15 protein-coding genes are annotated in these 14,594 nt (G+C 48.0%); 4 read left to right on the top strand and 11 right to left on the bottom strand.

The window, feature by feature from the left end; genetic code table 11:
* Positions 1-3: 3 nt before the first annotated feature.
* From CP950_RS03900 to dnaQ, 3 genes are all read left to right on the top strand, one after another.
* Entirely contained in the window at positions 4-813 is an 810-nt protein-coding gene (locus CP950_RS03900) for a class I SAM-dependent methyltransferase (protein ID WP_096672571.1), read from the top strand.
* Between the two features lie 8 nt (positions 814-821).
* The gene (rnhA, locus tag CP950_RS03895; protein WP_419185572.1) at positions 822-1,277 is read left to right on the top strand and encodes a ribonuclease HI; all 456 of its coding nucleotides are present in this window, start codon (positions 822-824) and stop codon (positions 1,275-1,277) included.
* Between the two features lie 107 nt (positions 1,278-1,384).
* A complete protein-coding gene (gene dnaQ / locus CP950_RS03890; RefSeq protein WP_096672570.1) occupies positions 1,385-2,095 on the top strand; it encodes a DNA polymerase III subunit epsilon in 711 nt (236 codons plus the stop codon).
* Positions 2,096-2,110: 15 nt separating this feature from the next.
* On the opposite strand, the gene CP950_RS03885 is transcribed toward dnaQ, so the two are convergent.
* From CP950_RS03885 to CP950_RS03875, 3 genes are read right to left on the bottom strand one after another with little or no spacing between them, the layout of a single operon-like run.
* The gene (locus tag CP950_RS03885) at positions 2,111-3,196 is read right to left on the bottom strand and encodes a tartrate dehydrogenase (protein ID WP_096672569.1); all 1,086 of its coding nucleotides are present in this window, start codon (positions 3,194-3,196) and stop codon (positions 2,111-2,113) included.
* 39 nt (positions 3,197-3,235) lie between these two features.
* A complete protein-coding gene (locus tag CP950_RS03880) occupies positions 3,236-3,895 on the bottom strand; it encodes a SprT family zinc-dependent metalloprotease (protein ID WP_096672568.1) in 660 nt (219 codons plus the stop codon).
* Between the two features lie 19 nt (positions 3,896-3,914).
* Positions 3,915-5,036: an NADH:flavin oxidoreductase/NADH oxidase gene (locus CP950_RS03875; protein ID WP_096672567.1), complete on the bottom strand. Its 1,122-nt coding sequence runs from the start codon at positions 5,034-5,036 to the stop codon at positions 3,915-3,917.
* 173 nt (positions 5,037-5,209) lie between these two features.
* Here CP950_RS03875 and CP950_RS03870 point away from each other — a divergent pair, with 173 nt between their 5' ends.
* Entirely contained in the window at positions 5,210-6,730 is a 1,521-nt protein-coding gene (locus tag CP950_RS03870; RefSeq protein WP_096672566.1) for a CoA-acylating methylmalonate-semialdehyde dehydrogenase, read from the top strand.
* Between the two features lie 84 nt (positions 6,731-6,814).
* Here the strand turns inward: CP950_RS03870 and CP950_RS03865 are convergent, their stop codons facing one another.
* The 8 genes from CP950_RS03865 to nuoI all read right to left on the bottom strand — a co-directional run bounded on the left by CP950_RS03865 (position 6,815) and on the right by nuoI (position 14,587).
* The gene (locus CP950_RS03865) at positions 6,815-7,348 is read right to left on the bottom strand and encodes a DUF1178 family protein (RefSeq protein WP_096672565.1); all 534 of its coding nucleotides are present in this window, start codon (positions 7,346-7,348) and stop codon (positions 6,815-6,817) included.
* 64 nt (positions 7,349-7,412) lie between these two features.
* Positions 7,413-8,012 (bottom strand): NUDIX domain-containing protein, encoded by a 600-nt coding sequence (locus tag CP950_RS03860; RefSeq protein WP_096672564.1) that lies wholly within the window; start codon positions 8,010-8,012, stop codon positions 7,413-7,415.
* A 41-nt stretch (positions 8,013-8,053) separates the two neighbouring features.
* Positions 8,054-9,559, bottom strand: coding sequence for an NADH-quinone oxidoreductase subunit NuoN (gene nuoN / locus CP950_RS03855; protein WP_096672563.1), 1,506 nt, complete (start codon positions 9,557-9,559; stop codon positions 8,054-8,056).
* A 10-nt stretch (positions 9,560-9,569) separates the two neighbouring features.
* Positions 9,570-11,036 carry an NADH-quinone oxidoreductase subunit M gene (locus CP950_RS03850; RefSeq protein WP_096672562.1) on the bottom strand — a complete coding sequence of 489 codons (1,467 nt, stop codon included), beginning with the start codon at positions 11,034-11,036 and terminating at the stop codon, positions 9,570-9,572.
* A 24-nt stretch (positions 11,037-11,060) separates the two neighbouring features.
* Complete coding sequence (gene nuoL / locus CP950_RS03845) at positions 11,061-13,118, bottom strand: NADH-quinone oxidoreductase subunit L (RefSeq protein WP_096672561.1); 2,058 nt, start codon at positions 13,116-13,118, stop codon at positions 11,061-11,063.
* Positions 13,119-13,120: 2 nt separating this feature from the next.
* Positions 13,121-13,429, bottom strand: a complete 309-nt coding sequence (gene nuoK, locus CP950_RS03840; protein WP_096672560.1) for an NADH-quinone oxidoreductase subunit NuoK — start codon at positions 13,427-13,429, stop codon at positions 13,121-13,123.
* Positions 13,426-14,073, bottom strand: coding sequence for an NADH-quinone oxidoreductase subunit J (locus tag CP950_RS03835; RefSeq protein WP_096672559.1), 648 nt, complete (start codon positions 14,071-14,073; stop codon positions 13,426-13,428). Before CP950_RS03835 ends, nuoK begins: the two co-directional genes overlap by 4 nt.
* Positions 14,074-14,095: 22 nt before the next feature.
* Positions 14,096-14,587 (bottom strand): NADH-quinone oxidoreductase subunit NuoI, encoded by a 492-nt coding sequence (gene nuoI, locus CP950_RS03830; RefSeq protein ID WP_096672558.1) that lies wholly within the window; start codon positions 14,585-14,587, stop codon positions 14,096-14,098.
* Between the last annotated feature and the right edge of the window lie 7 nt (positions 14,588-14,594).

Here is a 14,594-nt window from a genome sequence, read left to right as displayed (position 1 = left end):
GCCATGATACCAATCCCACCTACCCCTTCACAGATCCCCGCCCCACCATGGAGTTCATGGGAAAAGTGGCTGCAATCTCCTCCCGGTCGCTATGTACTGAACTGGGAGCAAACATGCGTCAACCAGATCGTGGATGATGTGTTTGGTTTCTATGCGGTTCAGGTGGGTTTGCCTCAAATCAACACCCTCGCTGAGAATCGCATGCCCGTGCAGGCCCTCCTAATGCACGCGAATGACAGGGAAAACCACGCAAATTCTACTCATTGGCACCGAATTGAAGGGAACGCTACCGAACTCCCCTTTGCCAATGAAACTATTGACTTACTGGTGTTACCCCACGTCCTTGAATTTGCCGCCGATCCCCACCAAGTTTTAAGGGAGGCCGAGCGCGTGTTGCGGCCAGAAGGTCGGCTGATTATTTCTGGGTTCAACCCCGCAAGTCTTTGGGGAGCCCGCCAATATCTCAGTCGGCTGATTGGCAACCCCTATCTACCCCGGGACGGTCAATTTATCGGCCTATTGCGAGTTAAAGATTGGCTACAGTTACTCAATTTCTCCCTAGATCGGGGTCATTTTGGTTGTTATAAACTGCCCCTGCAGGGTGAGACGAGTATGGGGCGAATGGACTTTTTAGAGTCAATGGGTAATCGTTGGTGGCCCATCTTTGGGGCAGTCTTTCTGATTTCCGCCGTCAAGCGTCAACAAGGTATTCGCTTAGTAGGCCGCATGCCACCGTTGCGCGTACCGAGTATCCCGCAACTCAGCCCTGCGGCCGAGAGTCGTAAACATCATCAAACCCACCAAGAAAAGTAAAGAAGTTCATGCCGGACAATTCAAATTTGCCTCACATCATTATTTATACCGACGGTGCCTGCAAAGGCAATCCTGGACCTGGCGGCTGGGGCGCCGTTTTGCGCTCTGGCGAACATGAAAAACATATTCATGGCGGAGCAAAACATACTACCAATAATCGCATGGAAATTAGTGCCGTAATCCATGCTTTGCGAGCCCTCAAGCAAAGGAGTTCGGTTGAGCTTTGGACGGACTCCCAATATGTGCAAAAAGGGGTAACCGAGTGGTTGGAAGGTTGGAAGAAACGGGGCTGGAAAACCGCTAGTAAAGACCCAGTTAAAAATGCTGATTTATGGCAAGAGCTTGATGCTCTGCTGCCGGATCATCAGATTTCTTGGCACTGGGTACGAGGACACAACGGCCATCCCGGAAACGAACTTGCGGACTTGTTAGCCAACCGTGGCGTTGAAGAATTTCTTCCATAAATTATTCGGTCTGCTGAGCCACCCTGATTAACCTTATGAGAAAATTCATTTATAACTTGGCTCCGCTTTGAGTCAAACTACATTAAGCGCTTAGGAATCCAATACAGATGCGTCAAATCATTCTCGATACTGAAACAACCGGTCTTAACCCTGCTACTGGGGATCGCATCATTGAGATTGGTTGTGTAGAAATGGTTGACAGACGCCAAACGGATCGTACCTTTCACTATTACATTAATCCAGAGCGCGATATTGATGCAGGTGCTTATGCGGTACACGGCTTATCCCGCGAGTTTCTATCCGATAAGCCGGTGTTTGCCAATATTGTTGAGGAACTCATTGAGTTTGTCGATGGTGCTGAAATCATTATTCACAACGCCGCCTTTGACTTGGGCTTCTTGGATAATGAATTCACTTTACTCAAGCGCCCTAGCTTTAGATCGCTCGCGGCAAAGGTAACGGATACCTTGCTAGACGCGCGCCAAATGTTTCCAGGCAAGCGCAACTCACTTGATGCCCTGTGTGAACGCTTCTCAATCGGCAATCAACACCGCACATTGCACGGCGCGCTCTTAGACGCCCAGCTCCTTGCAGAAGTCTATGTTGCGATGACCCGTGGCCAAGAAGATCTTTCGATTGATCTAATTGACTATACGGTAGGTACAGACGCTACAGGTCAGATGAAGCCGCTACCCACCAAGCTTAAGTTGATGCTTGCTGGTGCAGATGACTTAGCGCTCCATGAAACAATTCTGGTCGAGATTGCCAAAGCCAGTAAAAAGGACTCCGTTTGGAGTCCTGCTGATACCTTGAACTAATTAGTACATCTGACTTTAGATTGCTGCAGCGATAGCCTTTCCTAGGTCATCGGTTTTGGCAGTGCCGCCTAAGTCGGGTGTGAGGGCCGTTTTACCTGCAGCCAATACTTTTTCAATTGCAGTAAATACCGCCAAACCCGCTTCTGGATAACCCAAGTGATCCAGCATCATTGAACCGCTCCAGATTTGCCCAATCGGATTGGCAATCATCTTGCCGTAGATATCGGGTGCCGAGCCGTGCACTGGTTCAAACAGGGAAGGAAACTTTCCTTCGGGATTAATACTGCCTGAGGGAGCAACGGCAATCGTGCCAGTACAAGCAGGACCCAAGTCAGACAAAATATCGCCGAATAAATTACTCGCCACAACCACATCAAAACGATCAGGGTTCATCACAAACTGAGCTGTCAAAATATCAATGTGGTACTTATCTGATTTGACGTCCCCGTATTGCTTGGCCATTGCCTCAACTCGCTCATCCCAGTAAGGCATGGTGATAGCAATCCCGTTAGATTTTGTCGCTGAGGTTAAATGCTTTTTAGGACGGCTTTGCGCCAAGTCATAGGCGTACTTCAAAATACGATCAACGCCATGACGGGTGAAAACGGATTCTTGAATCACAAATTCTCGGTCGGTATCCGGGAACATTTTTCCGCCAACGCTCGAGTACTCGCCTTCGGTATTTTCACGCACAACGAAGAAATCAATATCCCCTGGTTTGCGATTGGCCAACGGGCAAGGTACCCCAGGCAATAAACGTACTGGACGTAAATTGACGTACTGGTCAAAACCACGGCGGAACTGAATCAAGCTGCCCCAAAGTGAAATATGATCTGGAAGAATTTCAGGCATCCCCACCGCGCCGAAGAAAATAGCGTCGTATTGCATCAGCGTTTCGAACCAATTGTCCGGCATCATCTTGCCGTGCTTTAAATAATAATCACAGCTGGCAAAGTCAAAATGATCAAATTGCATGCCAATATTGAATTTTTTATTCGCCGCCTCAAGCGCGCGTATACCTTCAGGCATTACCTCTTTGCCAATACCATCGCCTGCAATCACGGCAATTTTAGGATTCAGAACTTTTTTCTTGGCATTCATCTTCAATAGACTTTCAATGGATATGGAATAAGCGATAGCTTAACTGATAGCGCGACGGATTTCATCGGCTTTGGATTTAATGGTCTTCACGGATTCACTATCGTGCTCGGATGCGTTTTCAATGGTTTCGGGCTCAGCTTCTTGCATCCGGATATTGTCTTTAGGACAAATCGGTGCGCCGTAGGTGGCCCAACGTTTTAATAAAGTCACTTCATAGCCACACTGGCCACACTTAGCCTTGTTGCGGCTAGCATTGCTCGGACGGGGCGGCGGAAAGACAATGGCTTGATGGGGGTAAGGTCCTAATTCTTGGCTAATCATCATCAACTTCACCACCAAGGCCTCGGTTGCATGGGCCATTCTGGCGGGACCTTCTAATCCAACAGTTTGTGCGATGCCCTTGAAGTCTGCGCCATGTCCACTAAAGCAGTCATCTACGGCATGACAGAGTTCGTGAACTAGAGTGTCTAAAAGCTGGACTGGGTCATCTAATTTCGGGGAAATAAAGATCTCATTAAAACCCCCGCCCGAACGCTCACGCGGCCAGCATTGACCCAATGTGGTTCGTGGGCTGCTTGATGCCGGAAATCCGCAAGACACTCGGACTGGTGGAATGGCGTAACCTGCTTTGGAAAACACGGGTTCCAGATGTTTTACAGCATCTTCCAACCAGGCTTCTCTAATAGAATGCTGCTTCATTGCTTAATATACCCAGTCATTAGCGCTGACCAATCTTCACGTTACCAAAGATGGCTTGCGCTTCACGGGGTAAACAGCGCCAATAGCGCTCGTTGGAAGACACAATACCCCCGAGAGCGGTTGCTGCCTCCCATCCCCAGCGTGGTTTGTATAAAAAAGCGCGGGCCAATGCAATCAGGTCAGCGTCACCACTGTCTAATATGGCTTCTGCTTGGAGTGGATCAGTAATCAAGCCAACAGTCATTGTTGGTAAGCCTGATTTTTCTTTAACTAGCTTTGCAAACGGCACCTGATAATTTGGTCCTACAGCAATCTTTTGCAAAGGCGAAACACCCCCTGAGGAAATATGCACGTAGTCACAGCCTAAGGGCTTTAATTGCGCCGCAAACTCAGCTGTTTCTTCTGGTGTCCAGCCCCCTTCTACCCAGTCACTAGCCGAGATTCGGTAGCCCAAGACGCCTTTGTAAGCTGCGCGCACCGCCTTGAACAACTCCAGCGGAAAGCGGATGCGGTTCTCAAAGGATCCGCCGTACTCATCGCTACGTTGGTTGGCAATTGGGGAAAGGAATTCGTGCAACAGATAGCCATGGGCACCATGCAGTTCAATACCGTCGACGCCAATTCGGTCGGCCCGCTGGGCGGAGGATACAAATGCCGCAATCACACTGTCCAGTTCCGCTTTGGAGAGCTCATGGGGTAAACGCTCTCCTTCAATCTGCGGAATTGCGGAAGGAGCCTCTGTTTCCCAGCCGCCCTGCTCCAAAGAAAGTAGCTGACCACCACCCCAAGGGGTTGCGCTTGAGCCCTTACGGCCTGCATGCGAGAGCTGAATAAATACGGGAGTAGCTGGCGCCAGTTTGCGTGCGCGGGTTAATTTATCCGCCAACGCAGCCTCAGTGCGGTCATCCCATAAACCCAGACAAGCTGGCGTAATGCGGCCCTCTGGGGATACGCCGGTGGCCTCGATAATGAATAAAGCAGCACCGCTATTGAGTAGGTTAGCCCAATGCATCAGGTGCCAATCCTGCGCCTCCCCTTCAATTGCTGAGTATTGGCACATAGGGGCCACCACAATGCGGTTAGCCAGCGTTAATGGGCCGCGAGATGAATTCAGGGTAAAACCAGAAAATAGCATGCTCATACAAATACCTTTAAAAACTGAACCAATGGGTGAAAAAGTTTAGAATTGCGCAAGACGATAGAATAACCAAATTCAGAATACATAAAACAAAGCCCCGGTGACGCTTACCCGCTGCACTGCCGCATTGCCTAACAACCCTAGTACAAACCTGCAACTTAATTAAGTTAATTACTATGAATCCTACTCAAGCCTTTGAATCCACAGAAGATATTGGTCACTTTGTTGGCGGCAAGCTCGTCAACCCCACAGCCGGTCGCTTTGGTGATGTATTTAATCCCACTAAAGGAACTGTTGCCCGTCGCGTAGCCTTAGCTAGTCGCAAGGAAGTTGATGACGTAGTTGCTGTAGCCCAAGCGGCTTTTCAGACCTGGGGGCTCACATCGCCACTGCGTCGCGCACGCATTATGTTTAAGTATTTAGAGCTACTCAATGCCCATCGCGATGAACTGGCGGCCATCATCACTGCCGAACATGGCAAGGTATTTACTGATGCTCAAGGCGAAGTCACCCGCGGTATTGAGATTGTGGAATTTGCTACCGGTATTCCTGAATTACTTAAGGGCGATTACACCGAGCAAGTTTCTACTGGCATTGACAACTGGGTCATGCGTCAGCCCTTAGGCGTGGTTGCAGGCATTACGCCTTTTAACTTCCCAGTGATGGTGCCAATGTGGATGTTCCCAGTGGCGATTGCCTGCGGTAACACCTTCATTCTCAAGCCTAGCCCAACTGATCCCTCAGCCTCTTTATTGATGGCTAAGCTATTAAAAGAAGCAGGTTTACCAGATGGCGTATTTAACGTTGTTCAGGGTGACAAAGAAGCTGTTGACGCTTTGATTGAAAACCCCGATGTAAAGGCCGTGAGTTTTGTGGGCTCTACTCCAATCGCTAACTATCTCTATGAGCGTTGCGCCCACTTTGGTAAGCGCTCCCAAGCTTTAGGTGGTGCCAAGAACCACATGGTCATCATGCCTGATGCGGATATCGATAAAGCGATCGACGCCCTAATCGGTGCTGCTTACGGCTCTGCTGGCGAGCGTTGCATGGCAATCTCTGTAGCGGTGTTGGTAGGCAACGTAGCAGAGAAAATTATGCCTAAACTGATTGAGCGCACTAAGACCCTCAAGGTCAAAAACGGTATGGAACTTGATGCAGAAATGGGTCCTATCGTGACCAAGGTCGCGTTAGATCGCATTACTGGCTATATCGAAAGCGGCGTTGCCTCTGGAGCGAAGCTCTTAGTAGACGGTCGTGGCTTAAAAGTAGACGGCTATGAAGATGGCTTCTTTATTGGTGGCACCTTGTTTGACAATGTGACTCCTGAGATGAAGATCTACTTGGAAGAAATTTTTGGGCCAGTTCTTGCCTGCGTACGTGTCGCGAACTTCACCGATGCATTGAATTTAGTGAACTCCTGCGAATTCGGTAACGGCGTAGCCTGCTTCACTAGTGATGGCAACATCGCCCGTGAATTTGCCCGTCGCGTTGAGGTGGGCATGGTCGGCATCAACGTGCCAATTCCTGTGCCAATGGCTTGGCATGGTTTCGGTGGCTGGAAAAAATCCATCTTCGGCGATATGCATGCTTATGGCAAAGAAGGCGTTCGCTTCTACACCAAGCAAAAGAGTGTCATGCAGCGCTGGCCTGAGAGTATTGCTAAGGGTGCAGAGTTTGTAATGCCAACTTCGAAGTAAATGCCTGATTAATCAGTTGTAGATCAAAGAAAAATAGCGGCCCTAGGGTCGCTATTTTTTTACTTACTCAGCTCAATAAGATAGTTACTGCAGAGTATTTTTTAACGCTGGAATCATCGGCACGGCCATGATCTCAATACCCTCTTCACGCAAGGCTTCGGCCTCGTCTAAAGTAGTCTGCCCCCGAATACTTCTCTCAGGGGACTCGTTATAGTGAATCTTCCGCGCCTCATCTGCAAAGTCGCTACCAACATCCTCGGAGCGCACCATCAGTTCGCGCATTCCCTTTAAAAAAGCTGCTTGTACCTGAGCTTCTAATTGCGAATGGTCGGCGCCTGTCAGGGCCACTACTTCGCCCGATAGTTGCTGATCGGCAGAGGGTGCCTTATCTGGCTGCGCAACGGTGAGTGCAGATGAATGCACAGACGACGCTGCAGGCTCTTTGTGGGTGCTGGATTTAGCAATATGAGGTGCCGAGGGCATCCGCGTAATATCAGTGCTCTCGCATAAAGGGCAAGCCAGAATCCCTTGCGCTTGCTGGGCAAGGCAGTCTTCTTCAGAAGCAAACCACCCTTCAAAGTGATGGTCTAGCGGGCACGCAAGGTTATAAACTTTCATAAGACCTATATTGGGGCAGAAATAACATAATCAATGCCCTATTTTAGTAGCTTCAGACTAAAAGCTAGGTGATCGGATGCGCTTTGACTAAGCCACGGCGGTAGCGGTCCAGCCAGTAGGTGGCGATGGTGGTTTTGACATCGGTGATTTCGCCCTCTTCAACCCAGGCGATAAGTTGTTCTAGGGGCGCAGCAAATACATCCAAAAACTCTTCTTCATCTAATTTGCTATTACCAGGCACTAGGCCCTCAGCTAAATAGATATCAATAAATTCCGTGGAATAAGAAATCACTGGATGAATACGGCGAATAAAATGCCAAGTCTTGGCCGTATAACCAGTCTCTTCCAGTAGCTCACGTTGGGCGCAGACTAACTCATCTTCACCAAGGTCTAACTTACCAGCTGGGATTTCAATACAGACCTTGGCAATTGGATAGCGAAACTGGCGCTCTAGAAGCACCCTACCGTCATCCAAAATGGCCACGATGGCTACGGCGCCCGGGTGGGTAAGGTATTCACGGACGGCTTCATTGCCATCGGGCAGGCTAACTTGGTCGCGCTTCATCTTGAGGAAGATACCGCCGTAGATATCTTCGCCCGATAAACGCTCTTCTCGCAGATGCACATCTCCCAGCGGGAGATCTTTGTAGAATTTAGCGCTCATCTATTTACCCTCAGTTGATCACGCTGCAATTCTAGCGAGAACTAATTACCCAATAAAGTGCGGCGCATGGCATCTAAACACAGACTCATCAAGCCGGATGGCAAGACGCCCAGAGCCAACACTAATATGGCATTGAGGCCGAGTAGGCTTTTTGCAAATCCCGAGCCGCTAATTTGTGGAGGATGCTTGGCATTGGGCTCATCAAAATACATGACTTTCACAACCCGCAGGTAATAAAAGGCGCCAATCAATGAGGCGATCACCGCAATCACAGCAATAAACGTATGTCCAGCATCTACCAAAGCTTCTAACACTCCCAGCTTGCCAGCAAAGCCGACCGTTGGCGGAATTCCTGCCAAGGAGAACATCATCACTAAACCAATAAAGGCAAACCAAGGATGAGTTTTATTTAAACCTTTGATGTCATCTAAAGTTTCGCAGTCATGGCCTTTGCGAGATAACAAGAGTAATAAACCAAAGCTTCCTAAAGTCGTGAGGACATAAGTCACCATATAGAACATCGAAGCGCTAAAGGCGTGATCATCAAATACCGACAACATACCTAATAATACGAAGCCCATTTGTGCAATCGCTGAGTAGGCCAACATCCGCTTCAAATTGGTTTGGGCAATCGCGGTGATGTTACCGACAAGTAAAGACAGAATCGCCAGCAAGACCAACATGGGTTGCCAGTCGCCTAAAAGTGGCAACAAGGTATTTACCAATAGACGGAACATCAATGCAAAGGCCGCCAACTTAGGGGCTGCAGCAATGATCAAGGTCACTGCAGTCGGCGCACCTTGATACACATCAGGTACCCACATATGAAACGGTGCCACACCCAACTTGAAGGACAGGCCAGCAACAATAAATACCAATCCAAAGGCCATCACCAAATGATTGACGCGGGGGTCGGCTACCGTCTTAAAGATCTCAACTAAATCAAGAGATCCAGTTACGCCATAAAGCATCGACATGCCGTAGAGCAGGAAGCCAGAAGCCAATGCACCCAACACAAAATATTTAATTGCTGCTTCGACGCTGCGCTCATTGCTGTGACGCAGTGCAACTAAGGCGTAGGTAGGCAAAGCCATAAGTTCTAGACCTAAATACAAGGTCAGTAAATTAGCGCCAGACATCAATACCAGTTGACCCAATAGAGCTAACAATACGAGCACGATAAAGTCTGGACGGAACATCGAGCGATCCATCAGATATTGCTTGGAGTACACCAAGCTCACTAGCACAGCACCACAAGAGCAGGCCTTGAGTAAATTGGAGAAGGGATCGGATTGGAATAAGCCGTTGAGCGCCAACACAGAGACATCTCCGATGCGGCCCACAAAAGCAAAGACTAAGTAGGCCAACAAAATAATGGAGAAGAAGTAGACAAAGCCCACGCCTCGTGGCGTATGGAAAATATCTTGCTCTACACCAGGGGTGGCTGGCTGACGCTCAGGCACATAAACACTAGCCACCAGTAAAAAACAGGTGACTACCAATAGAACCAGCTCAGGCAGGATGGCGTATAGATCAAATGCTTGCATTAGCGTTTACTCAGAGTTTGCTGACAGCAACGTGCTGCAGCAGATTAATGACGGCTGGGTGAATGATGTCGGTAAAAGGCTTGGGATAAACGCCCATTCCCAATACGCAGATGGTCAATACGGCCATCATGCAATATTCACGGGCGTTCAAATCTTTCAAGGCTTCTACATGCTCATTATTAATGGTGCCAAAGAAAACCCGCTTGACCATCCATAAAGAATACGCAGCACCCAAGATCAAAGCAGTAGCAGCCAGTAGACCAATGACAAAGTCATAGTCCACTGCAGCCAAAATCACCATGAACTCTCCCACGAAACCAGAGGTTGCTGGCAGACCACAGTTGGCCATAGCCATGAGTACTGCGAAGGCAGTAAAGGCCGGCATGCGATTCACTACCCCACCGTAGTCTGCAATCTGGCGAGTATGCATACGGTCATAGAGCACCCCGATAGACAAGAACATCGCACCAGCCACGAAACCGTGTGAAATCATTTGCACAATACCGCCTTCAATCCCCAAAGGGCTGAAGAGGAAAAAGCCGAGAGTCACAAAGCCCATGTGCGCTACCGAAGAGTAGGCAACGAGCTTTTTCATATCCTTTTGCACCAAGGCAACTGCGCCTACATAAATCACGGCGACTAAAGAAAGAAAGATGACAAACGGGGCAAGAAATTGACTTGCGTCGGGAGCAATCGGCAAAGAAAAACGTAAGAAACCATAAGCGCCAAGCTTCAACATAATGGCAGCCAGTACAACGGATCCGCCAGTAGGCGCCTCAACGTGGACATCAGGCAACCAGGTGTGCAATGGCCACATTGGGATCTTCACCGCGAAGGCCATAAAGAAGGCGAAAAATACTAAGATCTGCTCAACGATATCGAGAGGCGCTTTTTGCCAAGCCAAGATATCAAAGGTATTGGTCACGTTATACAAGTACAGCATGGCCACTAGCGTCAACAAAGAGCCAAGTAAGGTATACAAGAAGAACTTAAAGGCTGCGTAAATACGATTATGTCCGCCCCACACACCAATGATGATGTACATCGGAATCAACGTCGCTTCGAAGAAGACATAGAATAACAATGCATCTAAGGCAGCAAATACACCAATCATGAGACCCGTCAGAATCATGAATGAAGCCATGTACTGCGATACCTTAGTGGTAATGGATTCCCAAGAAGCAACTACTACGAAAATGTTGATGAAGGCCGTCAAGACGATGAACCATACTGAAATACCATCTACGCCAAGGTGGTAATTAATATCGTATCTTGGAATCCAGCTAATCTTCTCAACAAATTGCATGCCAGGGTTAGCAACATCAAATTGAATGATCAATGGCAAAGTAGCGATGAACCCCAAAACTGCGCCAACCAGGGCAAGCCAACGCACGCCTGATGTAGAGTGCTCAGACCCATAAAACAAAATAATGAGGCCGAAAAAAATCGGGATCCAGATGGCAAAAGAAAGAATCATAGTGGCTACTTAATTAATAAAGACTTAGCGAACAAAAGGCAGATACGCATACAAAACCCAAGCTAGCAATGCAGCTAAGCCCGCAATCATTGCGAAAGCATAGTGATACAGATAACCCGATTGAAAATGGCGAATAACTCCGGCAAAGCGCCCTACTGCATACGCACTGCCATTCACAAAAAATCCATCAATGATTTTTTGATCACCACGGTGCCATAAGACGCCGCCAATCCAAAGCAGGCCCTTGGCAAAAACGGTTTGATTAAATTCATCTAAATAATATTTGTGATCCAAAACTTTCTTGAGCGGTGCAAAGGCTTGTGCCACTTGCCCTGGAACTTTAGGGGCCCAAAGGTAACCAATTGCTGCTGTCAAAACACCTAAGCACACCAAAAGTAAAACTGGTGAAGTAAAGGCATGCAGGGCCATAGCAATCGGACCATGGAATTCTTCTGCGAGTTCTTTCATGGCGGGATGCTTGCCGATGTCGACAAAAATGGAGTCGCCAAAAAAGGTGCCGAACAATAAAGGGGTGATCGTATAAAAACCAATGATGACTGAGGGGATTGCCAGCAAGATCAAAGGTAATGTCACAACTAAGGGCGATTCATGGGGTTTTTGGCCAGGTGCTAAACCATGGTGCGCGTGGTCATCGCCCTGCTCTGCATGCTCATGGTGATCATGGGCGTGGGCATCAGCATGACCCCAACGCGCCTTGCCATGAAACACGTAGAAGTACAAACGGAATGAATATAAAGCAGTGACAAATACACTAACCATGACAGCAAAGTAAGCAAAGCCAGAACCAAAGATATGACTAGCGGCTACCGCTTCAATAATCGAATCCTTGGAGTAGAAGCCAGAGAAAAACGGCGTACCAATTAAGGCTAAGTTGCCGAGCAGCATCATCAAACACGTAATCGGCATGTACTTCCACAGTCCGCCCATTTTGCGCATATCTTGCTCATGATGCATTCCCAAAATGACGCTACCAGCCGCAAGGAACAACAGCGCCTTAAAGAAAGCATGGGTCATCAAATGGAAGATGGCAACTGGATAAGCAGAAACACCCAAAGCCACGGTCATATAGCCCAACTGCGATAAGGTGGAATACGCAACCACCCGCTTGATATCGTTTTGGACAATACCCAGGAAGCCCATAAACAGTGCCGTGATCGAACCAATAATCAAAATGAAGCTCAGCGCTGTTTCAGAAAGCTCAAACAAAGGCGACATACGTGCGACCATAAAGATACCCGCAGTCACCATCGTCGCGGCGTGGATCAAAGCCGAAATAGGCGTAGGGCCTTCCATTGAATCAGGTAGCCACACGTGCAAGGGGAACTGTGCAGACTTGCCCATTGCGCCAATAAACAAGCAAATACAAGCGACAGTTAATAAACTCCAGCTAGTGCCAGGCAGAGTTTGTGCAGCTAACGCCGTGTTCTGTGAGAAGATCACGTCATAGTTCATAGAGCCTGTGCTGGCCAACAACAAACCGATACCCAAGATAAAGCCAAAGTCACCCACACGATTGACGAGGAAGGCTTTCATATTGGCGAATACGGCGGATTGACGTTCGAAGTAGAAGCCAATCAACAAATAAGACACGACTCCCACCGCTTCCCAACCAAAAAACAGTTGCAACAAATTGTTGCTCATGACCAGCATCAACATCGCAAAAGTAAATAGAGAAATATAGGAGAAGAAACGGTTATAACCCTCTTCGCCTTGCATATAGCCGATTGTGTAGATGTGAACCATCAAAGAAACAAAGGTCACCACACACATCATGGTGGCGGTTAAGGGGTCAATTAAAAAGCCGATGTCGAGATTGAGTTCGCCAAGTTGCATCCAGCGATAGACCGTACCGTTGAAATAAAAGCCATCATTGACTTGAGCCAATACAAAGCAAGACAAGACAAATGCAATCATCACACCGAGAATGGTGACAAATTGACAGGCGCCATGGCCAATACGATCACCGCCTAGTTTGGTGCCAAAGAGACCGGCAATCACAGAGCCAATTAATGGTGCCAACGGAATAGCGCACAGAACAGGAAGAGTTAAGGTCAATTGCATGACTAGCCTTTTAAGTGATCAAGGTCATCAGCATTAACGGTGTCTACCTTACGGAAGAGCACAACTAAAATTGCCAAACCAATTGCGGCTTCAGCAGCAGCCACAGTCAAAATAAAGAAAACGAATACCTGACCCGCCATATCTCCCAAATAATGGGAGAAAGCCACGAAGTTCATATTGACCGAAAGTAGCATCAGCTCAATCGCCATCAACAGCACAATCACGTTGCGGCGATTCAAGAAAATACCTACTACGCTCGTCGCAAACAAGATTGCGCCGAGAACCAAATAATGTGCCAAGGTAATGTTCATTTCTTCTCCGCTCTCACGTCTTGCTTAGCGGCCATATCAGTATCCATCTTCACAATCCGCATTCGATCTGCAGCGACCACATTAACCTGCTCTCCTACGTTCTGCGATTTGGAATCTTTGCGATTGCGTAAAGTAAGCGCTACAGCCGCGATGATCGCCACGAGAAGAATGACGCCAGCAACCTCAAATGCAAAAACATAATCTACGAAGATCAACATACCCAGCGCATGCGTATTGCTACTAGAGAGCTCCTCCAGCATTGGCTGAACAGGGGCACTTGTGCCAATAAAGCTGCGAATTAAGACTATGGACAACTCTAGAACAATCACAGCGCCCATCAAGAAAGCAATCGGAAGGAATTTCTTGTAATCGCGGCGGAGATTTTCAATGTCTAAGTCAATCATCATCACCACAAAAAGGAAGAGCACCATTACTGCGCCGACGTAAACCAAAATCAGCGCCAAGCTGAGGAACTCCGCCTGTAACAACATCCATAGACCAGATGCACAGAAGAAAGCCAGCACCAAGAATAAAGCGGCATTGACTGGATTGCGTGCAGTAATCACACGCAAAGCGGAGATCACAAGCAGGCCGGCAAAGGCATAAAAGAACACAGCAAAAAGAGAGGAAGTATCTATCGTCATAAATTAATTAAGCGTGTCTTGATTAACGGTAAGGCGCATCAGCTGCACGGTTTACTGCAATCTCTTTTTCGTATTTATCGCCTACAGCCAAGAGCATATCTTTTGTGAAATACAAGTCACCGCGCTTATCACCAAAGTACTCAAAAATATTGGTTTCGACAATCGCGTCGACAGGGCAAGCCTCTTCACAAAAGCCACAGAAAATACATTTCGTTAAATCAATATCGTATCGACTGGTACGACGCGTTCCATCATCGCGCTCAGCAGTTTCAATCGTAATTGCGTAGGCTGGGCAAACTGCTTCACAAAGTTTGCAACCAATACAACGCTCTTCGCCGTTTTCATAACGACGTAAAGCGTGCAAACCACGAAAACGAGGAGACTGCGGCGTCTTCTCTTCAGGATATTGAATGGTAATTTTGGGCTTGAAGAGATAGCGCCCGGTAATCGACATACCAGTCAGAATATCCTTCAGCATTAAGCTGTCGAGAAATTGGGAAATTTTCTTATACATAATTGAT

This window comes from Polynucleobacter meluiroseus (genome assembly GCF_900205755.1).
Taxonomy (GTDB): domain Bacteria; phylum Pseudomonadota; class Gammaproteobacteria; order Burkholderiales; family Burkholderiaceae; genus Polynucleobacter; species Polynucleobacter meluiroseus.
This window is presented reverse-complemented; position numbering and strand designations above follow the sequence as displayed.